A 25,340-nucleotide genomic window follows, 5' to 3' on the forward strand; every position below is an offset into this window, starting at 1 on the left:
GACGAGTTGCTGCAGCAAGGATTCCGCTCATGTCCGCATCCACTATGACTCCCGGAGAAATCGTCTCCGAGCTCGACAAATACATCATCGGCCAAAACCGTGCCAAGCGTGCAGTGGCCGTCGCATTGCGCAACCGCTGGCGTCGCCAACAGGTCGACGAACCCCTGCGCCATGAAATCCACCCCAAAAACATCCTGATGATCGGCCCCACCGGCGTGGGCAAGACCGAAATCGCCCGCCGCCTGGCCAAGCTGGCCAACGCGCCGTTCATCAAGATCGAGGCGACCAAGTTCACCGAAGTCGGCTACGTCGGCCGCGACGTCGATACCATCATTCGCGACCTGACCGAATATTCGATCAAACAAACGCGCGAGCTCGAAATGCGCCGCGTACGCACCCAGGCCGAAGACGCCGCTGAAGACCGTATCCTGGACGCCCTGGTGCCGCCAGCCCGGGGCGCATCTGGCGAACCCGAACGCAACCAGGACAGCAGTGCCCGCCAGACATTCCGCAAACGGCTGCGCGAAGGCACGATCGACGACCTGGAAATCGAAATCGAAGTCGCCCAGACGGTGCCGCAAATGGACGTCATGACCCCGCCGGGCATGGAAGAAATGGCCGAGCAGTTGCGCGGCATGTTCGCCGGCATGGCCCGCGACAAGAAAAAACCCAAGAAAATGAAGGTCAAAGAGGCCTTCAAGCTCATCGTCGACGAAGAAGCCGCCAAGCGCGTCAACGAAGACGATCTACGCACTGTCGCCATTGCCAACGTCGAGCAAAACGGTATCGTCTTTCTGGATGAAATCGACAAAATCGCCACCCGCCAAGAAAGCAGTGGCTCCGATGTCTCGCGTCAGGGTGTACAACGCGACCTGCTGCCACTCGTGGAAGGCACGACCGTCAACACCCGCTACGGCATGGTGCGCACCGATCACATCCTCTTCATCGCCTCGGGTGCGTTTCACCTGTCACGACCGTCTGACCTGATCCCCGAACTGCAGGGGCGCTTTCCCATTCGCGTCGAACTAGAATCGCTCTCGGCCCAGGACTTCGTGCGCATCCTGTGCGACACCGACGCCTCGCTGACCAAGCAATATTCCGCCTTGCTGGCCACCGAAGACGTACACCTCGAATTCACACCCGAGGGCATCGAACGCCTGGCCGAACTGGCGTTTTCGGTCAATGAACGCACCGAAAACATCGGCGCGCGGCGTCTGTACACCGTCATGGAAAAGCTGCTCGAAGAGCTCTCGTTCGATGCAACGGCCAGCAGCGGCCGTAACGTCAAGATCGACGCGGCCTACGTGAACGAACAGTTGTCCGAAGCCGCAGCCAGCCAGGATCTGGCGCGCTACGTGCTGTAACGTATGAAGCACCGCTGCGTGGGCGTGGCGGTGCTTGTCTTGTCATAGCCTCGTGCAGCGAGACTCATCAAAATAATGCAAGTCGATGCAGGCGCGGCATTTACTGACAAAAAGCTGAACCATTGTGATGCGTGGATGTCGCATAACTTCGTTCATGTTCAATGAAGGCTCGCATGTTCAAACCCACCATCGCCGCCGCGACGCTTTTTGTTACCGCCAGCGTTCACGCCCAGCCCGCCGTGCCCGACTATGGGCCCCGGCTCGAACGTTTCAACTATCCCTACCAAGTCAGTGAATTCAATCTGACGTCGCAAGGCCAGTCGTTGTCCATGACCTACATGGACATTCAGCCTGAACGCCCCAATGGCCGCACCGCCGTGCTGCTGCATGGCAAGAATTTCTGCGGCGCCACCTGGGAAGGCACCATCAGCGCCTTGACGCGCGCAGGCTACCGGGTAGTAGCCCCGGACCAGATCGGCTTCTGCAAATCCAGCAAGCCAGCCGCCTATCAGTACAGTTTTCATCAGCTTGCCGCCAATACCCATGCCCTGCTGCAGTCCCTGGGCATCGAACGTGCGGTGATCATGGGCCATTCCATGGGCGGCATGCTGGCTACGCGCTACGCCTTGATGTACCCGGACCAAGTCAACGCCCTGGTGATGGTAAACCCCATCGGCCTGGAAGACTGGAAGGCCAAGGGCGTGCCTTATCGCACGGTGGATGAATGGTATGAACGCGAATTGAAGACAAACTTCGCGGGTATCAAGAAGTACCAGCAGAACACCTATTACGCCGACACCTGGAAACCCGAATATGACCGCTGGGTCACGATGGCGGCAGGTATGGTCCAGGGCGAAGGGCGCGAGCAGGTCGCCTGGAGCCAGGCCCTGACTTATGACATGGTATATACCCAACCGGTGGTGCATGAGTTCGGCCAGGTGCGCGTGCCGACTCTGCTGTTGATTGGCGAACAAGACAACACGGCGCCGGGCAAGGATGCAGCCACGCCGGAAGTCGCCACGACGCTGGGCAATTACGCGGCACTAGGGCCGGCCACCGCGCAGGCGATCCCAGGCGCACGGCTGGTGGCTTTCCCGGAATTGGGGCATTCGCCGCAAATCCAGGATCCCGAACGATTCCATGAGCGTCTGGTGCAAGAGCTGGACCAGATGCTGTAGCGCGCGGACACTATCCAATCGACATCACGGCGAAGCGGCCTATCTAACCCGGTACTGGTAGGCCGCAAGGCGACTAATTACTGATCGCCGTCACGATATATTTGCTGTTCTGGCGCGCGGCCGTGAACCTCACACGGTCGCCAGGCTTGATGTTGGTCAGCAGGGCTGGACTGGCCTGATACACCAGCGTCATCGCGGGCAGCTCCAAGTCCGATATCGCATCATGCTTGATCGCGACCTTGCCCGCTGCCGCGTCTACCCGCCGCACCTCGCCACTTGCAGTAGCGGTAGCGTCCTGTTTCGCAGACACTTGTTGCTCAGCGGCCAGTACGTGCGCGGTCGGCCAGGCCAGGCCGACCAGAGCCAGCCTCGACGCCATCAGCACTCGTCCCGCTACGCTAGACAGCTTTTTCATTCATTGCTCCTTCAGCCAGAAACCGGCCTAAAACGCCGACTATCGCCGACGCTACATACCCGTACAGGATAACGCGTCCGGCTGCACTGCAGCAGGCACTACACTATCAAGCTGTTTCCGCATATAACCACCGACTAGAGAGATTTTTCGCATGGGCAATCGACTTTCGGCCATCGCTACACGCACCGGCGACGATGGCACTACCGGCCTGGGCGATGGCAGCAGGCTTCGCAAAGACGAGCCGCGTGTCGCAGCGCTCGGCGACGTCGACGAGCTCAACAGCGTCATTGGACTCTTACGCACAGAATCCTTACCTGATCCAGTTCAAGCGGATCTGAACGCCATCCAGCACGATTTGTTCGACCTGGGCGCCGAGCTATGTATCCCTGGCCACACAACGCTGACCGCTACTCAGATCGCGTTTTTAGACCAACGGTTGGCGCACTATAACGGCGCCCTGCCACCGCTGCGCGAGTTCATTCTGCCAGGCGGTTGCCGTCCAGCGGCGCTGGCGCATCTCGCTCGCACGGTCGCACGACGCGCGGAGCGTTCCGTAGTCACCCTGGAACGACACCACAACCTCAATGCGTCGGTACGTCAATATCTGAATCGGTTATCTGACTTGATGTTCGTCTTGGCGCGGCATTTGAATATCCTACAGGGCATGAGCGACGTGTTCTGGACCAGCCCACATTCGCGAGTACAGGCCGAGTAACGAAAAGCATTGGGATGACGTTGGCGACAGTCGAGACCTATCCCTGAAATCAAGCTATCCTTTTATCTATGAGCGACGTTTACCATTTTGAAGCCGGCACTGCCCCGCTACTGATTTCAATTCCGCATCTGGGAAGCCAGATCCCCGGGTCCCTACAACCCCGATTGACCGAGTTCGGTCTACGCTCTGGCGACACGGATTGGCATTTGGACCGCTTGTACGCCTTTGCCAAAAAGCTCGGCGCCTCGTTTTTGTGGGCGCGCTACTCACGTTACGTGGTGGACTTAAACCGCCCTCCCAATGACGAGAACCTCTACCCAGGACAAGCCAAAACTGGCCTCTGTCCCACGCATACCTTCGACGGCCAACCGTTATATTTGGACGGCGCAGAAACCATCGATGATGCCGAGCGCGAAACACGACGCCAACACTATTGGCAGCCCTATCACGATCAGCTTCGCCACGAAATTGATCGCTTGCGCGCCAAGCATGACAAAGTATTGGTCTGGGAAGCACACTCTATCGCCAGCATCATCCCGCGCCTTTTTGATGGGAAACTTCCGGATCTGAATATCGGCACAGCAGGCGGCAGGAGCTGCAACCCTGCGATGGAAGACGCAATCCGTAATCAACTCGACAACGTTAACGCCTACACCTGGGCCATCAATGGCCGCTTCAAAGGCGGATACATCACCCGCCAATACGGTGCCCCGGACCAGAACATTCACGCCATTCAACTGGAAATGTGCCAGTCCACTTACATGGACGAGACCTATCCCTACGCATGGCGAGACAACGAGGCCGGCCAAGTCGCATCCGTCGTCGAACGCCTCGTCAATGCGGCGTACCAGCAGCTTTAATTCACCCCAGCCGCATGCGCTTGCTCGTCGGCGTGGTACGACGAGCGCACCATTGCCCCCACGGCCGCGTGGGAAAACCCCATCGCGTAGGCTTCGCGTTCAAACATCGCGAACGTATCGGGGTGCACATAACGCAAAACGGGCAGGTGGTGCTCAGATGGCTGCAGATACTGGCCGATGGTCAGCATGTCCACGCCATGCTCGCGCATGTCGCGCATGACCTGCAGAATTTCCTCGTCCGTTTCACCCAGACCCAGCATCAGGCCTGATTTGGTCGGGACTTCGGGATGCAGTTGCTTGAACTCGGCCAACAGCTTCAACGAATGCGCATAGTCAGAGCCCGGACGAGCCTGCTTGTACAAACGCGGCACGGTTTCCAGGTTGTGGTTCATCACATCGGGGGGGCCGGCATTCAAAATCGCCAGCGCACGCTCGAGGCGGCCGCGGAAGTCAGGTACCAGGACTTCGATCCGCGTCGTAGGCGACAAGGCGCGGATACGCGAAATACAGTCAACAAAGTGTGCCGCCCCGCCATCACGCAAATCATCGCGATCGACCGACGTGATCACCACGTACGAGAGCTTCAGGGCCGCAATGGTGCGTGCCAGATTCTCGGGCTCGTTGGTATCCAGCGGATCGGGGCGGCCGTGGCCCACATCACAGAAGGGACAGCGCCGCGTGCACTTGTCGCCCATGATCATGAAGGTCGCCGTCCCCTTGCCGAAACACTCGCCAATATTGGGGCACGACGCCTCTTCGCACACAGTATGCAAGTTGTGCTCGCGCAGAATGCGCTTGATATCGTAAAAGCGCGAGCCCGGTGCGGCGGCCCTGACGCGAATCCACTCGGGCTTTTTCAGACGTTCGGCCGGCACGATCTTGATGGGAATACGGGCGGTCTTGGCCTGCGATTTTTGCTTTTGCGTGGCGTCATAGGGGGCCGGCGCAGCGATAGTCGCGTCGTTCGAGGAAGCGGGAGTGGACTCAAGCGTGGACATTCGTCACCTTCGTCATGACCGGCGCATCAAAATACGGCACCGGACGGAGAGAAAAAAGCATTCTAACGCGCCAACCTTTCAGGGGCATCGCACAGGGGCTCGGGCAAGGCGTCCAACAAGCGCTGAGCCAGGCGATCGCCCACAACCACCAGGTCTTGTTGCACCCCACAAGTCGCCATGTCGACGGTCACCAGCCCCTCGTACCCGCACGGATTGATACCCAAAAACGGTGACAGATCCATATTTACGTTCAGCGCCACACCGTGATAGGCACAACCGTTACGAATCTTGATACCCAGGGCTGCGATTTTGGCCAGATCGCCGGTGGACCGATGCGGCACATAGACGCCCGGCGCGCCAGGCTGGCGACAGGCGTGTGCGATACCAAAATCGCTTAACGTGTCGATAACGGCATCTTCGAGTTGACGCACATAGTCACGCACAAACCAGCCTGCGCGACGTAAATCAAACAGGGAATACGCGACGACTTGGCCCGGCCCATGATAAGTCACCTGGCCCCCGCGATCGCACATGACAACCGGGATCGCCCCCGGGCTCAACAAATGCTGGGGCTTGCCGGCCTGCCCCAGCGTATAGGTCGGGGCATGCTCGCACAACCACACTTCGTCTGGCGTATCAGTGCCCCGTGCCGCGGTAAACGCCTGCATGTCTTGCCACACCGAGGTGTACTCGGCCGGACGGATCAACCACTTGATCATGGATATACCAAGCGATACGCCCTACAGGACGATGGACACCATAGGATGCGCATGCAGCGCGCGATACAGATCGTCGAGCTGCTCGCGCGAGGTCGCACGTACAGTGAATGTCAGACCCATATAGTTGCCGCCCTTGCTGGGCCGCATTTCGACCTTGGCCGGATCAAACTCCGGGTCGAACCGCAGCACCAACTCGGTCATGGTCTGGGCAAACTCGGGATGCTGTTTACCCATGACCTTAATCGGAAAATCCGACGGATACTCGATCAGGGAGTCTTCAGGAGAAATGATGTTCATGACAAAATCTACCGCCGTACGCTCGCACGGCAAAACCCAGATTTACAAGGACGCAATCAGGTCATCATACGCCGCCCGCAATTTGGCATAAACCGGGCCGGGCTTGCCGTTACCGACAGGCTTGCCGTCGAACGACGTCACCGGCAACACGCCCTTGGTGGCTGAGGACGCCAGGATTTCGTCCGCCGATTCGACCTCGTCTCTGGCAATGCGGCGCGCCTCGAACGGCACCCCGACCTTGTCGGCCAATTCGCCCAGCAAGCTATAGCGAATACCCTCGAGGATCAGATTGTCTTTCGGCGGCACCATCAACTTGCCCCCCGATACGATCCAGAGATTGCAGGACGACCCTTCGGTGAGAAAGTCGTCGCGGAACTGGGCAACCTCGTCCACACCCGCCTCGACAGCCTTCTGACGTGCCAGCACATTGCCCAGCAACGAGATCGATTTTATCTCGCAGTGCAGCCAGCGCTCGTCGGTAATGCTGATCACCTTGATGCCCTGCTCACGCTGTGCGGCCGTCGGCTGCGCAAACGCGGTTGCCATGCCAAACACCGTGGGCGTAATAGGTTCCTTGGGGAAGGCGTGGTCGCGTTTGTACACACCACGGGTCACCTGCAAATAAACCAGGCACGACGGCGTGGCTGAGCGACGAATCAACTCACCCACCAGGTTTTCCCATTCGGCGCGCGACATCGGCTGCCCAATGCTCAGGGCCTTGAGGCTACGGTCCAGGCGATCCAGGTGCTCGGTCATCCGCAATGCCTTGCCGTCGTATACCGGAACCACATCGTAAATACCATCACCAAAGATAAATCCGCGATCCAGCACCGATATCTTGGCTTGATCAGCTCGCGTAAATTCACCATTGAGATACACCTGGCTATCACCTGGCATGCCCGGAATCATCAAGTACTCCTGAGATTGAAATCGCTAAAGGAAAAAGACAAGAAAATCTTACTCGAACTGGCGCTTGGCCCAGTCAATCATGCGACCAAAAAAGCCCGCGCGCTCAACGGCCTCTTGCACGACCAACGGCTCGGTGCGCAGGACCTTGTTGTCCAGTGTCAACTGCAGCGTACCGACTTGTTGCCCTTTGGTCAGCGGCGCGATCAGCGGATCCGTGCGCTGTGCCATCGGCTTGATCTCACCGGACTTGCCGCGCGGCACCGTCACCCAGATCGGCTGGGCCGGACCCAGTTTGACCGTCTCGACCGTACCTTCCCAGACGCGGACATCCAGGCCAGGCTGGTTCTCGCCATACAATTTGACCGAGTCAAAATTCTGGAAGCTCCAGTTCAGGAGCTTCAGGCTTTCTTCGGCGCGCGAGGCCTCGCTATCCGCGCCAGCCAGCACCGTCAGAATACGACGGTCGCCACGCATCGCAGTGGACACCAGGCAATAGCCCGCGGCGTCCGTGTGGCCGGTCTTCATGCCATCGACCGAGGGATCCGCCCACAGCAGACGATTACGGTTAGGCTGCGTGATCTTGTTGTAGGTGAACTCTTTCTGCTTGTAGTAGTGAAACTCCTCGGGATGATCATTGATCAGCGCGACGGCCAGCTTGGCCAGATCAGCCACCGTGGTCACGTGTTGCGGGTCCGGCAAACCCGTGGAGTTCAGGAAATTCGTTTGGGTCATACCCAGGCGCTGAGCCTCTTGATTCATCAGCGTCGCAAACGAGGCCTCGGTACCGCCGACCGCCTCAGCCAGCGCGACCGACGCATCATTGCCCGACTGCACGATCACACCCTGGATGAGCTCATCGACCGTCACCGGCTTGCGCGGCTCGATAAACATGCGCGAACCGCCCGTGCGCCAGGCGTTTTCGGAAACAGTGACCTGCTGATCCAGCGTAATGCGCTTTTCTTTCAGCGCATTGAACACCACATAGGCGGTCATGATCTTGGTCAGCGAAGCCGGCTCGATCTGCATATCCGGATTCGACGACGCCAGCACCTGCCCGCTCGTCGCATCCAGAGTGATCCATGCGCGCGCCGCAATAGTGGGGGCCGGTACGCTCGACAGCTCTGCCAACTGCGACACCGCCGCGGGCGCGGCAGGCGCCGCAGCGGGCACGGGCGCCGCCGGCTCCTGTTGCGCCCAGGCTAACGGCGTTGAAGCCAGCATCGCCGACAACACGGCACTAGCCAGGACACGGCGGGAAAACGCAACAGAAGGCGAGGAGGAGCGAGTGAGTTTCATCGGCAAAAGGGATCCACAATCAAGAATAGCCCTCACGGGCAACACGCATACGGTTAACAGGCCTGCCAGATAGACAGCGGCCGCTTGATCAACAAGCAACCCCATGAAAGCAGCGTCATTATAGGCAGGCACATAAGACCGCGCCGTGGAGAGAACGTTCCGCAATAGCACGGCGCTGTCGCAGCAGCAAACGCCATTGCACTTGTCGGCCTTGGTTTCTAGTCCAGCGCGACCTTCAGACGAGCCTGCACCAAAGCCCTCAACACTAACAGCTTGCCGTGGAAAAAGTGCGAGGCACCCGGCACGACCACGATAGGTATATCACGCGGGCGGGCCCAATCCAGGGTTTCTTTCAAAGGCACCACGTCGTCGACCTCGCCGTGCACCATCAGGGTATCGGCCGGCACCGTGACCTCCGCCGCCTGAAAGCGCTGCACCGCCGCCCCCATCAGCATCAACGCCGACGGCAACGCAGCGTCCCCCGCCTGCACCAAACCCGCATAGGTCTGCGCCGCAACCGCAGTACCAAACGAAAACCCGGCCAGCACCCAGGGCATCGCCGCCCAATCGGGATAACGCTCACGCACCTGGGTCACCAGCGCCAACATGTCCTGCGTTTCGCCGCGGGACTTATCGAACTGGCCTTCTGATTGGCCAACCCCACGGAAATCGGGGCGTACCGCGACCAACCCGTGTTGGACACAGGCGCGCGAAATCGTGGTCACGACCTTGTTATCGCGCGCCCCTCCTTGCAAAGAATGGGGGTGCAGGACCAATGCCCAGCCGCGTGGCGTCTCGGCAGGCCAGTCAATGGCGCAATCGATACGACCGGCCTCGCCGGTAAAACCCTGGTTTTCGGTACGAGCAGACATAGGCGGATGCGAAATAATAGAAGCAGCCTGCATGTTACCAACCTTGATCGCGGTGCAGGCGCCGTGACCCGCCCTGCCCAGGTGCCCTACAATCGCCGCCATGCTTAATGATGTCCGCCCTATTGATCTGCCTACGCCCCAGACGCTGGCGCGCGAGCTGTCCGCACGACTGGACGGCTTTCAGGATATCGCCTGGACAGCCGGTACCGGCTCCACCAACGGCGATCTCCTGGCACGCGCACGCCAGGACTCAGGCACATGGCTACTGGGGACCCACCAACAGCAGGCAGGCCGCGGACGAGCTGGACGACCGTGGCAAAACCGCGCCGGGGCCACCTTGATGTTTTCCTGCGCCTACCCTGTTCGTATGCCCGCGCATCGCCTGCCAGCCCTTTCCCCCCTGGCCGGGCTGATCGCCGGGGAAGCGCTACGCAGCCTGATCGGCAACCCCGATCCGCTACGCGTCAAATGGCCAAACGACCTGCAATGGCACGACGGCAAGCTGGCCGGCATCCTGGTCGAGTCCACACGCAACTTGGCCGTACCGGACGCGTACACCGTCATCGTCGGCATCGGCATCAACCTGAGCGATGCTGAGACGCTGTCGCAAGCACTGGGCCGCTCTATCGCCGATTGGGCAACCGTCACACAGCATTCGAATGGCCTCGCCGTTAGCGTGGCCGATATCGTTTGCGCGGTGGCCACCGCGTGGCGTCAGGCGATCTCGCAACTCGAAACAGACGGCTTCGCGCCATTTTGTCATCGGTTTAGCGCGGTAGATGCCCTGGCGGGCCGCGACGTCAACATCATTGATCGAGGTACGGTGCTCTTCAGTGGCTGTGCTCGGGGCCTGGACGAACACGGCCGTTTGATGGTGCAAACAACGCGGGATCTCGTCCCGGTGTCAGTGGGCGAGATCTCGATTCGACCCCGCACCGCGGAGCAAACACCATGATTTTGCTCATCGACTCTGGCAACAGTCGGCTGAAAGTCGGCTGGCTGCATATGTCGCCGACGGCCGGGAAACCGGGCGACGCCAAATCCCCCTCCATAAACGGGGTCGCGTCTGCTGCAACGCCTGCTGCACGCGAGCCCGCTGCCGTTGCCTTTGACAATCTCGACCCGCATGCCCTCGGTGACTGGCTCGGCACCCTGACGCACAAACCTGCCTTGGCCCTGGGCGTGAATGTCGCAGGCGGCGAACGGGGAGCGGGCATTCACGATGCACTGGCACGCCACGGTTGCCCCGTGCATTGGATTACCTCACGCGCCCAATTGCTGCACCTGAAAAACGGCTATACCCAGCCCACCCAGCTAGGCGCCGACCGCCTCGTCTCGCTACTCGGCGTACGCAGTCGTTTAACGCCGAATCACCCTCCATTCGTACTGGCCTCGTTCGGCACTGCCACGACGATCGACACGGTCGGACCCGATGACATTTTTATTGGCGGCCTGATTTTCCCCGGCCCCGCGCTGATGCGCAGCTCGCTGGCCCGGGGCACCGCGAACTTGCCTCTGGCCGAGGGATCCGTCACCGATTTTCCGGTCGATACCCATCAAGCCATTGCCTCCGGTATCGCCGCCGCCCAAGCCGGCGCCGTGGTTCGACAGTGGCTGGCGGCCTGCCACCACTATGGTCAACCTGCGGACCTCTATGTGGCGGGTGGTGGTTGGCCCGAGGTGCAACAGGAAACGGAACGATTGCTGGCGCAAACCGGTAATGCGACAGGTTCGACACCAACCCCGCACTATCTGGATAGGCCTGTGCTTGATGGCCTGGCACTGCTTGCTTCTGAACCCGACCCTCAATCTCTGTGAGCGAACTGTCATGCGTGTACTTTTCGTACTGATTGTCCTAGCCAACCTCTGGGTCTATGCACTGGGCCAGGGCTGGATGGGCGCTCGGCCTGAGGATGCCGGACGTGATCGCTCCACGTTCAGCCAAGAGTTGAATGCGGAACGCATCAAGATCCGGCCGTAGTCTGCAGTCCCAAATATCCTGCGTGAAGCCGCCGGTGATTATCAACTACGATCCGCAACCAGCCGATCCGCGCCAACCTGATCTGTTTGAAAAATAGTCCTTTATCCGATTGCCCGACGACGACGCTCAACGCTGCTCAGCGTCAACGCGCCGCCAACTCATGGAACAACGCAGCGTATTCCCTGCCCAGCGGCGCTCCTGAAAACAGGCGTTCATAGCGGGCTCGCGCGCCTCGCCCCAGCCGGGCCGCCAATGCCGGATCATTCAACAATGTATTCATGGCCTCGGCCAGGGCCTGTTCGTTCTCAGGGGGCACCAGCAAACCGCTCTCATCCTGCGCATTGACGAACGACATACCCGATCCGATTTCACAGCAGATCAACGGTCGACCTTGTATAGCGGCCTCGACCAGCACCATGCCGTAGGCTTCGGATCGCAAATGCGATGGCAAGACGAATGCCAGGCAACGCTTCATTAAGGCGGTTTTCTCGGCATCGGATACCTGTCCGGCAAACAGGACATTACCCGCGCCCAAGCGCGCGGCCTGTGCCCGCAGCGCCGCGTCTTCGGTGCCCGAGCCAGCGAGCACGATGGGCGCATTGACCTGCCTGGCCGCAGACACGAGCGTATGCAAACCCTTGTAATAGCGCAACGCCCCCAGGAACAGGAAATAGGGCTGTCCCTCGGTCAGGCCCAGCCGGCCAAGCACGCGCGCATCCTCTTGCTGCGGGGATTCGACAATGCCAAGGGGAATAGCGCGCACCTTATCCTTCCAGCGCGGATCGGACAATACCGGACTGGAAGCGGCATACGTTGGCGAAGTCGCAACGATGGCGGACACAGATGACAGCATGCGCCGCATCAGCGGTGCATAAGCCTGACCGAGCCAACGCTGCCGCACGATATCCGAGTGATAGACCAATACAGTGGGAACCTCCGGACGCACCACCAAATCCATCAGGTCCGCAAACGGCCAGGGGAAGTGATAGCAAATCACATCGGCTCGCCGAGCCTGTTCAGCAAAGCGTACAAAAGCCGCCGGGCCGCCCAGATCGCAAGACGCCGGCGCCGCCCAGGAACGAGCCCGAACGACCTGTCCTTCTGGTTGATTCAGTGTCGACGGAGTAGGCTTGGGCGACAAAGTGAAAATCGTACTTTGTACCCCGTAATCTGAAGTCGCCAGACAGATCTGGCGCATCGCTTCTGCCACCCCACCAGGGGGATCGGGGTAATAGCAGCGATAGAGATGCAGGATACGCGGCGCAGCCATGATTACGTCCCTTTGCTCACCGAGCGCCGGACTTCAATGGCCTCGTGAAATACCGCCATCGCCTGTTGCGCGGCGGCTTGCCAGGTAAAGCGAGCGGCATTGGCACGAGCCTTTCCCGCCAATTCGGCGTACAGTGTTTCATCGGTCAACAGACGCGACAGGCCATTGGCGATAGCGCTTTCATCCAACGGGTCCACCAACACACCGGCCTCACCCGCGACTTCCGGCAACGACGAGATATTGGCGGTAACCACGGGGACGCCAAACGACATAACCTCCACTAAGGGAAGACCGAATCCCTCATACAGCGATGGCATGGCCAGAAAACGCGCGTGCGCGTAAAGCGTAGATAACTGGGTATCTGTCACATAACCCGTCACCACCACCTGCCCCGTCAAACCTGTCTGCTCCAGCAATTGAGATACATCCACCCCGCCCCATCCCTTGCCGCCAGCAATGACAAGCTGGCACGCTGAACGTAACGCTTGCGGCAGGCGTGCATAGGCGCCCAACAAGCGCCTGAGGTTCTTACGCGGCTCGAGCGTGCCGACAAACAAGAAATACGGCCGGCTCACACCCAGCGCACGCAAAGCCTCGCGATTATCGGGGGGAGCCAACGCAGTGACTCCTGGATACACCACGCGCACCTTGCCCCGGGCCTGCGGAAATTCCGCTTCTATGGCATCTGCCGTACTGCGCGACACCGCCATGATGCGATCGGCCAGATGCACGGCCTGCGGCATCAACGTCCGATCCATAAACCGGCTCAACGGCCGCATCGTCTCGCCTGCGTGCTTCCACACCAGATCGTGGATAGTCACCACCCGCGCAATTGACTGCGAAAGATACCGTGGCAAACGATGCGCAGGCCCCCAGAACAGATCAACACGATCCCGCCCTGCCTGCCAAGGCAACACCGTCTGCGACCACAGCATCCGGCCGACCCGGCCCCGGATGCTGCCAGCCCGTACGTGGACATTCGGGCTGGACCAATCACCCACTACGGGAGACTGCGGCATGTACAGCGTCAACGCGCGACCTTGCGTCAGCAACTCCTGGGCAAGCTCAGTCGTGTATCGGCCAATACCTGTCACAGGCATGGTCAACAGGCGCGCGTCAACGCCTATGTGCACCGTACGCTTTCCCAGAAATCCGGCGCAACGTATCGCACGAGAATGATGGATGGTTTTGCCATGCTTTTATCAATGGTCCTTCAGGATGCGCTGAGCCAACTGCGCCGCGCTTTGTTTCCATGTGAGAAAGGGCATGCCAACAGAACCCGGCGCTTGCCCTTTGGCATCTAACGCCAGCCATTGCTTGATGGCATCAGCCAGATCCTGGCTTTGTTCGGCGTGGAAATAAGACGCATATTTTCCTGCGACCTCATGAAAAATCGGGATGTCGCGCGCCAGTATGGGCAAGTTGTTCTTCGCGGCCTCAATGAGTGGCAATCCGAACCCCTCTGCATATGAGGCCATCAACAAGCACCGACATGCCGCATAAATTTCCTGCAGGAATTCATCGCTAGCCCCCTCAACCCAGAACAACCGCCGACCGGCTTGGGGGTGCGAACTCAGCTTTTCTGCGAGATCAGCGACTTTCCAACCTCGTTTGCCGACAATCACAAGATTGACCTCGCAACCATCGCGCCATAGCGTCTCAAATGCTTCCAAGGCTTGTGCATGTCCCTTGCGCGGTTCCAATGTGCCGACCATCAGAAAACTCGGGTCGGTGCGAAACGCGGTCAACAGTTGTTGGGCGTTATCAGGCAACCCCAGCGTCGGGATGGAATTTTCCATATCGGCGCCCATGTGGACCCACCCCATGGAAAAAGGTCTCAGTCGCTTTGGTTCTTGCGTGCCTAACCACGCGGCAACCTGATCCTCGGTCGACTTTGAATTGCAGATCACGCCATCGCTTTCGGCTACCACCTCCACCAGCCATCGCCGGTAGTTTTCCGTGACTGCCGGCTCGGTGTAGTCGGGATTTAACGCAAGCAGATCATGCACAAAAAACTTGACCTGCACGCCTTGCCTGCGCAGCCGTTGATAAAAATTCACTTGGGTCAGCATGATCGGAGGAGAGAGATCAAGACCCAGGAAGACATCTCGCTGCGAAAACTCGATCAGGTCATCAACCAGCCCCTCTGCCCGGACTCCCATCATCTGGGCAACATAACGCCGTGCATATCGATAGGGTTCATTGACGCGCGCATAAACCGGCGCCACCTCATAACCCGAGGGGGGATGCTCCAGCCACTCTTTTAGAATACTGCGCACCACACGCTGAATGCCCGTCCTCGCATCATGCTCCACCAATTCAGATATATCGAGGAATAGCTGCTTGGAGACGATATTTGTCGACAACGCCGACTTCAGGGCTTCGGTGCTGTCTTCCCACGTGGACCACGTCATCGCACCCGGATCGGGAAGCTTGCCATCTCGATGCAAACTCAACCATTGTTCCAGCGCCCCCTGCAAATCGGCAACGGTATCGCCCGAGAAATACCATGCGGCATCTCCTGCCACCTCGCGAAATACCGGAATATCACGAGCGACAACAGGCATCTTATGGCGAGCGGCTTCGATAACAGGTAGCCCAAAGCCCTCGTTCAAACTGGCTGCCACCAGGCATGTCGCCGACTGATAAACCGTGGTCAGATAGTCATCAGAAATTCCTTGCAGCCAAAACAGACGCTTGCCTATCTCTCGATGCTTGTTCAAACGATCCGCGAACGCATCCATCTTCCAGCCCGGGCGCCCGACAAACACCAGATTGACATCGTGCCCGGTTGACCATAGTCCCTCCACGGCGTCCAGTATCTGCTCCTGGCATTTACGCGGCTCGATCGTCGACACGCATAAGAAACTCGGCCGACTGCGAATCAGGGACAACGTATGCTCGGCATCGGATGGCAACGCCTCTGAGGCCGGAACGAGGCTCTCCACACCATTGTGGACCCACGTGCTCTGAAAACTGGGCGACATCGCAGCGCCGGTATCGCGTATCCATGCAAGCAACGCGTCTGAAGTCGCGCGGGACACGCAAATTGCGCCATCCGTCGAGGCGATCATCTGCATCAGTTGCTCATGCAACGGTGCTAGATCGGCATCCCAGAAACACTCCGGCATTTGGATGGGAAGCAGATCATGAACCAGAAATTTGACCGTGACGCCTTGGCGCATCAGCGTCTGATAAAACGCACGATGCCTAATCTGCACATGATGCTGCAGATCCAGGCCAAAGAAAATATCTCCGCGTTGCCACCGGATCGCCGTATCCACAACGGCAGGATCTTCTTTCTGGCCAAGAAATTTCTGCGTATACCGGCGAGCATAGCGATAGCCGTGCTCGGCAGTGGCATAAACAGGCTCAATGTCATAACCAGCGGGTGGTGACTCTAGTAAACAACGCAAGTAATTCCGAACCACGCGTTGCACGCCGGTACCTGCATCGTGCTGGCATAGTTCAGAAATATCGAGCAGCAACTGACGTTGAAGGCCTGTCTGCGCGTTCTGGGCCAAGCATGCCGACAGCGGCACCAACATCTGCTCGTCACGCTCTGGCATCAACCGATCGACCAACGCCGCCGTCAGTCTATTTTTCTGCAAAGACTGATCCAGCCAAGGCCGTTCGGCAGGCGGCTCCAGTTGCGTCCATGCGTCGATGGCTCTCCGACCCACAATGTCCCACGAAAACTTCTTCGATTGTTCTAAACCGTATTCCCGTAACTCGTCGCGCCATACGTCGTCGCGCAATACCCGGATCATTTTCTCGGTGATCGAAGGCGTGTTGGTGGGATCGAACAGCACATCCTCTCGTCTCATGACTTCAGGCAAACTACTGCTATTGGAACAGATGACTGGTGCGCCGCACACCATGGCTTCAAGTGCTGGCAAGCCAAAACCTTCATGCCATGACGGAAACACGAAAGCCTGGCACAGGTTGTACAGCCATAGCAGTTCTTCGTCGGTAATATAGCCAGTCAATACAAAACTCTGGCTATCAATACCAGCGGCTTTTGCGTGGGAACGCAAGACGTCCGATTCGTATACCGGCATTTTCCCCGCGAATACCAACTGCACATCTGCTCGCAGATCAGCAGGCAGTCGTGAGTACGCGTCAATCAACCGCGGCAGATTTTTTCGCTCGTCTGCTCCACCCGTGTAGAGCAGAAATTTTTTGCCGATGCCAAACTTTGTCTGCAGAGCCGCTGGTTGATCCGAACTAATCGTTATTTGTTTAAAGTAACTATCCGTCGCGCTCGACACCGACACGATGCGATCATCCGGCAAACCCAGATTCTCCAACCCTTCTTGTCTAGTGAAATCAGAATTCGTCAACAGTACGGCTGCCTTCTTGAGGTATTCGACCTTGCGAAAGTACCAGCGCGATACGTGAGGGTAAGGATCCAGGTATTTGGCCGAATTCACCAGCGGAATCAAGTCGTGTAATAACACGCTTACCCGCGTCGATCGATCGAACTCGCCTAGACTGGTGACGCCAAACCCGGATACGCCCTCGAACAAGCTGCCGATATGCACCACATCGGGTCGCAAGCTTGCAAGAAACGCCTCGCGAGCGATCTCCGCAGCCTGTCGGCGAGCCTCGTTACCTGCGGTGCATTCTTCCACGGGGCCCGGCGCATGCCAGACAAGAATATTCTCCTGAGGCAACAACTCGTCGAATTCACTTCGAATCGATTCAATGGCCTCGGGCATCAAGCCATTCAAGGCCAGAAAAACCTCATGATCCCCGCGGTTTCGTATAACGCCCTTGGCAAAACCGAGGACGTATCGGCCTATCCCGCGGAATCGGCTTTCCGTTTGAGCGCCTTGCATATCCAACACAATGCGCATCAGCGTTTCTCCTGCCCGTTGTTTTTATACGCCGCCTGCAATTCTTCGTATATTTGACTTGCATGGGCAGTCAGATTAGACGAGCTATATAAATCGTGATTGTCAGCCATCTGTGTTGCCTGCGCCACGCCCATCACGCGACGCAACTTGTCTTTCAAGCCAGGGATATGGTTCAGAATCCGCAATGCTAAGCGACGTAGCGTCGGATGGCGATTGACGTAGCTCACGCCATATCGTACCGCCGACCATACCTGGGCCTTTAATCCGTGCCTGAATACACGTCGGCTCACCGATCGCAATGGGGCTGTAACGCGCCAAGACGTACTAGCCTGAATCAACTTCAGTTGTTGATCGACTTGGCGCTTTTGTTGCTCGACATCTTGTGTCCGCCGCTCGGCGTGCTGTGCCCGCTGTTCGGCCTGTTGTGCGCGCTGCTCGGCTTGCTGCCGTTGTTGCTCCGCTTGCTGAGCCAGAAACTCAAGTTGCTGCTTTTGCCGCTCTAGGTGATCCAACCGGCCTTCCAGCGTCTTCAGGTCGGCGCCCTTGAAATCATCAAATACGTTGGGTGGATAGGTAAAACCGTCGCGCAAATCAGCATGTGACCGGGCAATATAAAAACGATTAAGGCCATCTGCATAAACAAACAAATAGCCGGCATCGAGCAAGACGTGCTCCCACTGTTCGTAGGACGGCGTCTGCGACATTGGTAACGTGGCCTCGACCAACACAACCCACGGTCGAAATTTCTGCCAATCATTGCCGCGCAGGGCCTGCTCTTCCAGGCCCTCTACGTCGACCTTCAGGAAGTTGATCTCCTGGCCCGATGGTACGTGCTCGTCCAGGATATCGGCGAGTCGCTCCATTTTTACGGTTTGTCGCTCCGGGTTCCAGCCGGCCTCAATATGCCCCTGAGCAATACCGTCATCCACCGATGACAATCCGGTGCCGTCGATAATGTTCATGACGACTTCACCGCTATGCTCACCGACTGCAATCCGCAAATTGACGTCCCGCGGCCGAGCCTCTGATAAAGCGGCGTGAAACCTCGGGTTGGGCTCAATATTGATGCCCGACCAACCCTGGTCGTAAAAAGCTTTAGTCACTGAATGCTCGTCAGGCCACGCTGCGCCGACGTCGACGTAGAATCCACGCGATACCGACTTCAGTACCCGACGCAACATGACGTCTTCGTAGTTCTGAGCGTAAGAAATAAAGCTCATAGCATCTCGATCTGGATCTCGGGGTCTATCCAGGCAACGCCCGCAAAATCGGGTTTGTCAGTATTGATAACATTGAAAACCATCGCCAGATCCCGCCACTCATAGTTATTGACCAGATGTGTGTCCGAGCTGGCCAAGGCAGTTTGAATGGAGTAATTGCCAGGCCCAAGGTTTGCTGGAAACGCAATATTGAATGTCACCTTGCTATCAGGCGGAACGTCCGTCAACACCTGCTTTTTCAGATCGGTGTTGGTTCCATAAATAACCTGGCCCAATCGATCCTTGATCCCATACCCCAGAACCAGTCGTGAGATGAACGCCTTGGTCTGAACCTTGATGCGCAATGTCACCTGTTGCCCAACGTCCACCGTCTCTATCTGGCTACCAGCCTCGTTCAATAAAGCGATAGCCGTGACAACTGCTTCGCCTGTACCGGATATCGTCTGTACTTTGCCATTGTCCAATACGTCTTGCCGGACCTGCTGCCCCTGATGGTCCGCGAGCATCGCGTTGTAGTAATCCATCACTGCCTCAGGCTTGCCTTCCATCAACAACTTTCCGGCGCTAAGCAGTATCGCCCGATCACAAATGGATTGAATCGCCTGTTTGTCGTGCGACACAAGTAACAACGTAGTGCCTTGCTTACGAAACTCGCGAATACGATCAAAACTCTTGTGCTGAAAGTAGGTATCCCCCACCGACAAGGCCTCGTCCACAATCAGCACATCGGGCCGCACCGCGGTCGCCACGCTGAAGGCTAGGCGCACTTGCATGCCGCTGGAATACACGCGCACGGGTTGGTCTATGTATTCGCCGATCTCGGCAAATGCTTCGATCTCGGCCATATGGGCATTGACTTCCTCCACACTCATTCCCAGGAGTTGTCCCGCCATAATGGCATTCTGCCGGCCGGTAAAATCAGGATGAAAACCCATGCCTAGTTCGAGCAACGCAGCCACGCGACCGCTCATCTGCACGCTGCCGGTAGTCGGTAGCGTCGTGCCGACGATCATCTTCAATAGCGTACTCTTGCCCGCACCATTGATGCCAATGATGCCGACCGCCTCGCCAACATTCACCGTGAAATTCAAGTCCTCGAGCACCCAATGCAACTGATGGCGTGGCCGATCGCGCGGATCCATCCATTCGCGCCAACGCGACCAGAGTGTCGGATATTGCTTGTAGGCCTTGCCCAAATTAGAAACAGTGATACTACCCATCAGAGTTCATCCACCATTTCGCCGGCATGCTTGCGAAATAATCGTAGCCCCAGCATACAAAATAGCGCGGCCAGCACGGCGACACAGGCCAGCTTGGTCCAGTCTGGCCATTGGCCTTGCATCAAAATAGTCTGACTCGCATCAACCAACACCGCCATGGGATTGAACTGCATCAAGGATTGCAGACGCTCCGGCAAGATGCTGATCGGGTACACGATTGGCGTGGACCAAAACCAAAAATTCAGGAATATGGTGAAAAATTGACCCACATCACGAAAAAACACGTTGAGCACACCTAACGTGATACCCAGGCCAATTGCGAATGCCACCATAATCAACAGCACGGGGACCATCGCCAGAAACGACCAGCCTGGAAAGTTACCCGTGGCGATCAGAAAAATCGTGAACAGTGAAAAGATGATCGAGAAATTCAACAGGCCATTCGCCACCACCGTCGCCGGCAGACACAGGCGTGGAAAGCTCAGCTTCTTGATCAAATTCGCATTGTTGATAAAAGTGTTCTGGGCCCCACTGACGATTTCGACAAACAGCCCCCAGGTGAGCACGCCTGCGCAGAGGTGAATACTATAGGCGAACGTACCATCCACGCCCGGCAATTTGGCGCGCATGACCTGTGAAAAAATCACCGTATAAATGACAATCATCGACAACGGGTTGAGCACATTCCATGCCGCCCCCAACAACGAATTGCGATATTTGGACTGAAACTCGCGCTTGACGTTGCCCATGATGAAGCCGCGATAGCTCCATAGCGCGTTGAACATACCTAACATCACGTACGTCCGTAAATGTCTTCGAAACGCACGATATCGTCTTCGCCCAGATACTCGCCGCTCTGTACCTCGATCATCACCAAGTCCAGCACGCCGGGATTTTCCAGCCGGTGCCTATGGCCGGCAGGGATGTAGGTGGACTCGTTAGCCCCGACCAACAGCTCTTTGTCGCCGTTGACGACCCGAGCCATGCCGCAGACCACGATCCAGTGTTCGCTACGGTGATGATGCATCTGCAGACTCAGGCTGGCGCCCGGCTTGACTTCGATGCGTTTGATCTTGAAGCGCGGGCCTTCTTCGAGCACGGTGTAAGTCCCCCACGGTCGCGATACCGTGCGATGCAATCTGTATGCCTCGTGCCCTTGGGATTTGAGTTTTTTGACGATTTGCTTGACCTCTTGCGCCTTGTCAGGGTGCGCCACCAGCACGGCGTCCGGCGTATCGATGACCATCAAATCCTGTACGCCCACAGCCGCCACCAGGCGGTCGTCGCTTTGGACGTAGACGTTGCGACTGTCGACGAACATCGCGTTGCCGGCAGCGCGATTGCCATTCGCATCGGGCGCGGTCAGATCCCGCACCGCCACCCACGAGCCGATGTCGCTCCAACCAAAATCGCCGGGCACCACGACCACGTTGGACGAACGCTCCATCACCGCATAGTCAATGGAAATATCCGGCACTTCGGCAAACGACTCAGCGGGAATCTCGGCCATCTCGGGGTGATCGCCGCACGCGGCAAGTGTGGCCGTCCAACAGGCGCGCGTCGCCGTATCCACGTCGCTCGCGTGCTCGGCGAGCTCCTTCAGAATGACGCCGGCCTTAAAGCAAAACATGCCCGAATTCCAGACAAAGCGGCCTGAATCCACGTACTCGCGCGCCTTGTCCGCCGAGGGCTTCTCGACGAAACGCACGACCTGCTTGCCGTCGCCAACGTCGACGCCGGTTTCGATATAGCCAAAGCCGGTCTCGGGCCCTGTGGGAATAATGCCGAAGGTGACCAGCTTGCCTTGTTCGGCCAGCACCTGGGCACGGGACACCGCCAGCGCGAAGCTGTCTTGATTCAGCACCAGATGGTCGGCGGGCAGCACCAGCATCAGCGCATCGGGGCCATGGCGCTCGGCCACCTGAAGCGCGGCCATCGCCACGGCGGGTGCCGTGTTGCGGCCACTGGGTTCAAGCAGAAAATGGGCAGGCACATCGAGCTTGGCCAACGCCATCTCGTCCTTGCTCATGAAGTAGTAATCGCGATTCGTGACGGTGAGAAGACTCGTGGCACCGACTTCTGCGGCACGTCGGTATGTCTTGAGCAACAGGCTCTCGCCGTCCGCCAGCTTCATAAATGGCTTGGGATAGCCTTCGCGGGAAACAGGCCAAAGACGGGTGCCAGCCCCGCCAGACAAAACAACAGAAATCAGCATGAAGATGCCTTGGTCGCGTTTAGAGGGAATTGGATGCTTCTCTTGGAAGGAATCGTCCCCATGACAGAATCATGAACAATATTAATCTGGGCCAATTTTGCCCCATTTGACAATCCGCGGCGGTAAAAAAATACTCCATGCCGTACAAGTCACCTTTTTCAATACGTGCGTTTTTTCTTCTTGACGACCATCCATTTGGGAATACGAAAAAGTACCAATTTACGATACAAAATTATGTACCCCATGGAAAACGCCGCCACGCACAGCATCAGCATGACAGGGGTTTGCCAGAACAACACAGCGGGAATGACGCCCAGCGACGACAGCAGCCACAAATACGGTGATGTCAAAGAATTACGCCAAGTCAGGTGATGCGCCTCGCGCGAACCCACCACCCATCGCACCACGCGTTTGTAGATCAGCATATGCAAATGCACGCCGTCGGGTGCGCCGGGCGAACGACCGCGCAGCCAGCGTTTGCGGTAAATGGAGAACAGCGTCTCGAAAACAGGATAAATGCACAGCAACAACGGAAACCAGGCCGATACCTCGGGATGGCGCGCCAGTAACAGCACAGACAGCTCGCCAATCATGAATCCCAGGAAATACGCACCGCCATCACCCAGAAAGATATGGCCGCGCGGATAGTTCCAGAACAGAAAGCCGACCACGCCGCCCAGCATACCCAAGGCCACGATCAGCAGCATGCGATCGCCCAGATAGAAACAGACATAGGCAAAGCCCGCGAAAATCATCGCCGACACGACAGCCGCCAGGCCGTTGTAGCCATCGATGATGTTCAGGGCATTGGCCGAGCCGCCGATCGCCACGACAGTAAAGACGAACGACACGGCGCTAAACTGCAGTAGCCAGTCCAGGCCGATGATATCCACGCGTGTCACCGCGGCATCAAGCACGAAATAAGCGATCGCCCCCGACGCCATCGCCAGCATCAGGCGGGTCAGCACCCGTACATGTTTGGTCAGGTCTTCGGCGAGTCCGCCTAAAAAAGCCGGCGCAGCCGCCAGCCCTAGCCACAGTAATCCCGGAAGCACCTCGGGCTCTCGGAAAGCGGCCACCGCACAGGTTACGGCCATAGCGGCCACCAGCGACACACCGCCCACTCGCGGCACGGGTTTGACGTGGAACTTCTGCACGCTGTCCAGCTCGGAATCGAAGATACAGCCGTTACCCCAGAATCGGCACCGGACGAGTAGCGCGGTGAACACGAGTGAGGTGAGAAACGCCGTCAATAAATATTGCATAACAAAGCTGTGTAAGGAACTCCGGGCTGCTAGGTTTCGAACGGATTGTATAGATAGGCGCCCGCACATAGTGTTTCTGGATTGGTCTGCTGATGTCTATCGACTTGCCAATGCCAAGCACACCGATGCGTGCGTACCTGCCCTGTAATGTCAGTTGTCTCAGCTATACTCGCCCGGCAAATTTCACCCCGGCCGCAGTAGGGCCCTGAGGTCGCAACGGCTGGTCATTTCAATGACACAACAAGCCTATCTTCCCTTACACACTTTCGCGAAAAACCATATCATTAGATAAATTTTATCTTTTTTTTAAATATTTCGTACTATTTTTGTAGCAAATTTGTCGCATTTGATTTGAGGAATAGCCTTCCTTACCGCAACCGAACTGCCCTTTTTACATGACGCGCTCTTCTTTATCCCATACCCCGTTTCTGATCACTTTCCTCGTTGTGCTGTTGCCTGTGCTGACGCTCACGGTCGGTGGGGGCAGTGCGCTGTTCTATCTGCTGATCGTCGCCTGCCTCTGCATGGTCGCAACCACACCTGCCACGCACTGGATGCAACAATTGCGTCCGTATCGCTGGTTACTACTCGTCCTGTGCTTGCCGCTGGCCGCCGTACTGCTCAGTCAATTACTCAATGCCCATTGGGAAGGCCCCAGCATCGAACGTGGCCTGCGAATCAGCTTGGGCTTTCCGTGTCTGTTAGCCGGCTTTCTACTGATTGACCGCCAGCGGCTGCGCCATTTCATCTGGGGACCGATCACGGCGGGCATTGCCGCGACCGCAATCGTCTGCTATTTGGCAGGCCCGACGTTGCAGCGCCCACCGACGCCACAATTCAATGCCGTAGGCTATGGCAACCTCATGCTGTTGATGGCCGTGCTGTCAATCTACAGTCTGAGCTGGCAGTGTACCCGCCATCCTCGAGCCGAACGCGCGTTCAAGATCGCCGCAGCCGCACTGACTTGCGTGGGTTTCGTGCTGACACAGACGCGCACCGGCTGGATGGCGATACCGGTATTCGCCATCATCGGCATCGCGCTGGCCGGCTGGCTGCATCGCCCAATGCGAGCACTGGCAGCACTGCTGGGTATCGGTCTGATCGCACTGGCCGTCGGCGCATCCAACCCGGCACTGCGTGAACGCGTCACGCAAGGCGCCCAGGAAATTCATGAATGTCTCACCGTCGCCCCGACGGCCGACACGTCCATGTGCATTCGCCTGCAGCTATGGAATTCAGCGTGGCATATGTTCAAAAGCGCGCCCTGGTCGGGAACCGGAGACCGCTCCAGCTTCAAAGATATGCTGCAGCAAGGCGTAGCCGCTGGCCGGGTCTCGCCCTTTGTCGCTCGCGATTTCGGTGAGCCGCACAATGATTTCCTGCAGGCACTGGCTACCCTCGGCGTGGCTGGCGGCATCGCCCTGCTAGCACTCTATTTCGCGCCGGCTTGGCTATTCCTGCGCCGCCTGCGCCGCAACGTGCCACAAACCCAACGCGTGGCGGCAGCCATGGGGCTGGCAGTGTGTCTGAGCTTCGCCATATTCGGACTGACCGAGCTCATGTTTCGAGGCATGCGTACGGTGAGCCTGTATGTTGCTTTTATAGCGCTGTTTACGGCACTCTCGGCGCCGAGCCCTGATCAGGCTGACGATTTAGCACCAAAATAGGTTCATCTGGGCGGCGCATG

23 protein-coding genes are annotated in these 25,340 nt (G+C 57.9%); 8 read left to right on the forward strand and 15 right to left on the reverse strand.

Annotated elements, in window-relative coordinates; translation table 11 throughout:
- Positions 1-29 precede the first annotated feature (29 nt).
- Both hslU and ACNAZS_RS15985 read left to right on the forward strand, forming a co-directional pair.
- On the forward strand, positions 30-1,364 hold the full coding sequence (hslU, locus tag ACNAZS_RS15980) for an ATP-dependent protease ATPase subunit HslU (RefSeq protein WP_415791035.1): 1,335 nt from the start codon (positions 30-32) through the stop codon (positions 1,362-1,364).
- A gap of 173 nt (positions 1,365-1,537) precedes the next feature.
- Positions 1,538-2,542 (forward strand): alpha/beta fold hydrolase, encoded by a 1,005-nt coding sequence (locus ACNAZS_RS15985; RefSeq protein ID WP_415791037.1) that lies wholly within the window; start codon positions 1,538-1,540, stop codon positions 2,540-2,542.
- A gap of 73 nt (positions 2,543-2,615) precedes the next feature.
- On the opposite strand, the gene ACNAZS_RS15990 is transcribed toward ACNAZS_RS15985, so the two are convergent.
- The gene (locus ACNAZS_RS15990) at positions 2,616-2,957 is read right to left on the reverse strand and encodes a copper-binding protein (RefSeq protein WP_415791039.1); all 342 of its coding nucleotides are present in this window, start codon (positions 2,955-2,957) and stop codon (positions 2,616-2,618) included.
- Between the two features lie 151 nt (positions 2,958-3,108).
- On the opposite strand from ACNAZS_RS15990, the gene ACNAZS_RS15995 reads away from it, so the two are divergent.
- Positions 3,109-3,672, forward strand: coding sequence for a cob(I)yrinic acid a,c-diamide adenosyltransferase (locus ACNAZS_RS15995; protein WP_415791041.1), 564 nt, complete (start codon positions 3,109-3,111; stop codon positions 3,670-3,672).
- 68 nt (positions 3,673-3,740) lie between these two features.
- Positions 3,741-4,532: an N-formylglutamate deformylase gene (gene hutG / locus ACNAZS_RS16000; protein WP_415791043.1), complete on the forward strand. Its 792-nt coding sequence runs from the start codon at positions 3,741-3,743 to the stop codon at positions 4,530-4,532.
- Here hutG and lipA read toward each other — a convergent pair.
- The 6 genes from lipA to ACNAZS_RS16030 all read right to left on the reverse strand — a co-directional run bounded on the left by lipA (position 4,529) and on the right by ACNAZS_RS16030 (position 9,623).
- Positions 4,529-5,530, reverse strand: coding sequence for a lipoyl synthase (lipA, locus tag ACNAZS_RS16005; protein WP_415791045.1), 1,002 nt, complete (start codon positions 5,528-5,530; stop codon positions 4,529-4,531). The two genes, hutG and lipA, sit on opposite strands and share 4 nt — an antisense overlap.
- Before the next feature lie 62 nt (positions 5,531-5,592).
- Positions 5,593-6,249, reverse strand: a complete 657-nt coding sequence (lipB, locus tag ACNAZS_RS16010; RefSeq protein ID WP_415791047.1) for a lipoyl(octanoyl) transferase LipB — start codon at positions 6,247-6,249, stop codon at positions 5,593-5,595.
- 21 nt (positions 6,250-6,270) lie between these two features.
- The gene (locus ACNAZS_RS16015) at positions 6,271-6,579 is read right to left on the reverse strand and encodes a YbeD family protein (RefSeq protein ID WP_415791049.1); all 309 of its coding nucleotides are present in this window, start codon (positions 6,577-6,579) and stop codon (positions 6,271-6,273) included.
- Positions 6,580-6,588: 9 nt separating this feature from the next.
- Positions 6,589-7,455, reverse strand: coding sequence for a D-amino acid aminotransferase (locus ACNAZS_RS16020; protein WP_415791051.1), 867 nt, complete (start codon positions 7,453-7,455; stop codon positions 6,589-6,591).
- A gap of 48 nt (positions 7,456-7,503) precedes the next feature.
- Complete coding sequence (locus ACNAZS_RS16025) at positions 7,504-8,751, reverse strand: D-alanyl-D-alanine carboxypeptidase family protein (protein ID WP_415791053.1); 1,248 nt, start codon at positions 8,749-8,751, stop codon at positions 7,504-7,506.
- Between the two features lie 218 nt (positions 8,752-8,969).
- Complete coding sequence (locus ACNAZS_RS16030; RefSeq protein ID WP_415791055.1) at positions 8,970-9,623, reverse strand: alpha/beta hydrolase; 654 nt, start codon at positions 9,621-9,623, stop codon at positions 8,970-8,972.
- 100 nt (positions 9,624-9,723) lie between these two features.
- Between ACNAZS_RS16030 and ACNAZS_RS16035 the strand changes: the two genes are divergently transcribed.
- From ACNAZS_RS16035 to ACNAZS_RS16045, 3 genes are read left to right on the forward strand one after another with little or no spacing between them, the layout of a single operon-like run.
- Complete coding sequence (locus ACNAZS_RS16035; RefSeq protein WP_415791057.1) at positions 9,724-10,578, forward strand: biotin--[acetyl-CoA-carboxylase] ligase; 855 nt, start codon at positions 9,724-9,726, stop codon at positions 10,576-10,578.
- A complete protein-coding gene (locus ACNAZS_RS16040; RefSeq protein WP_415791059.1) occupies positions 10,575-11,441 on the forward strand; it encodes a type III pantothenate kinase in 867 nt (288 codons plus the stop codon). Before ACNAZS_RS16035 ends, ACNAZS_RS16040 begins: the two co-directional genes overlap by 4 nt.
- Before the next feature lie 10 nt (positions 11,442-11,451).
- Positions 11,452-11,604 (forward strand): hypothetical protein, encoded by a 153-nt coding sequence (locus tag ACNAZS_RS16045; RefSeq protein ID WP_415791061.1) that lies wholly within the window; start codon positions 11,452-11,454, stop codon positions 11,602-11,604.
- 142 nt (positions 11,605-11,746) lie between these two features.
- Here ACNAZS_RS16045 and ACNAZS_RS16050 read toward each other — a convergent pair whose 3' ends face one another.
- The 8 genes from ACNAZS_RS16050 to ACNAZS_RS16085 form a co-directional block, all read right to left on the reverse strand.
- The gene (locus ACNAZS_RS16050; RefSeq protein WP_415791063.1) at positions 11,747-12,874 is read right to left on the reverse strand and encodes a glycosyltransferase; all 1,128 of its coding nucleotides are present in this window, start codon (positions 12,872-12,874) and stop codon (positions 11,747-11,749) included.
- Positions 12,875-12,876: 2 nt separating this feature from the next.
- Positions 12,877-14,007, reverse strand: a complete 1,131-nt coding sequence (locus ACNAZS_RS16055) for a glycosyltransferase family 4 protein (protein WP_415791065.1) — start codon at positions 14,005-14,007, stop codon at positions 12,877-12,879.
- A gap of 69 nt (positions 14,008-14,076) precedes the next feature.
- Positions 14,077-17,733, reverse strand: a complete 3,657-nt coding sequence (locus ACNAZS_RS16060; protein ID WP_415791067.1) for a glycosyltransferase family 4 protein — start codon at positions 17,731-17,733, stop codon at positions 14,077-14,079.
- Complete coding sequence (locus ACNAZS_RS16065; protein WP_415791069.1) at positions 17,733-18,953, reverse strand: FkbM family methyltransferase; 1,221 nt, start codon at positions 18,951-18,953, stop codon at positions 17,733-17,735. Before ACNAZS_RS16065 ends, ACNAZS_RS16060 begins: the two co-directional genes overlap by 1 nt.
- A complete protein-coding gene (locus tag ACNAZS_RS16070; RefSeq protein ID WP_415791071.1) occupies positions 18,950-20,173 on the reverse strand; it encodes an ABC transporter ATP-binding protein in 1,224 nt (407 codons plus the stop codon). The genes ACNAZS_RS16065 and ACNAZS_RS16070 overlap by 4 nt, the downstream gene beginning before the upstream one ends.
- On the reverse strand, positions 20,173-20,967 hold the full coding sequence (locus tag ACNAZS_RS16075) for an ABC transporter permease (RefSeq protein WP_415791073.1): 795 nt from the start codon (positions 20,965-20,967) through the stop codon (positions 20,173-20,175). Before ACNAZS_RS16075 ends, ACNAZS_RS16070 begins: the two co-directional genes overlap by 1 nt.
- The gene (locus ACNAZS_RS16080) at positions 20,967-22,388 is read right to left on the reverse strand and encodes a mannose-1-phosphate guanylyltransferase/mannose-6-phosphate isomerase (protein ID WP_415791075.1); all 1,422 of its coding nucleotides are present in this window, start codon (positions 22,386-22,388) and stop codon (positions 20,967-20,969) included. Before ACNAZS_RS16080 ends, ACNAZS_RS16075 begins: the two co-directional genes overlap by 1 nt.
- Positions 22,389-22,546: 158 nt before the next feature.
- On the reverse strand, positions 22,547-23,653 hold the full coding sequence (locus tag ACNAZS_RS16085; RefSeq protein ID WP_415791077.1) for an MraY family glycosyltransferase: 1,107 nt from the start codon (positions 23,651-23,653) through the stop codon (positions 22,547-22,549).
- A gap of 395 nt (positions 23,654-24,048) precedes the next feature.
- Here ACNAZS_RS16085 and ACNAZS_RS16090 point away from each other — a divergent pair, with 395 nt between their 5' ends.
- On the forward strand, positions 24,049-25,320 hold the full coding sequence (locus ACNAZS_RS16090) for an O-antigen ligase family protein (RefSeq protein WP_415791079.1): 1,272 nt from the start codon (positions 24,049-24,051) through the stop codon (positions 25,318-25,320).
- The last annotated feature ends 20 nt before the right edge of the window (positions 25,321-25,340 follow it).

The sequence above is a fragment of the Bordetella tumulicola genome (assembly GCF_965138755.1).
In the GTDB taxonomy this organism is placed as follows: Bacteria; Pseudomonadota; Gammaproteobacteria; order Burkholderiales; family Burkholderiaceae_B; genus Bordetella_A; species Bordetella_A tumulicola.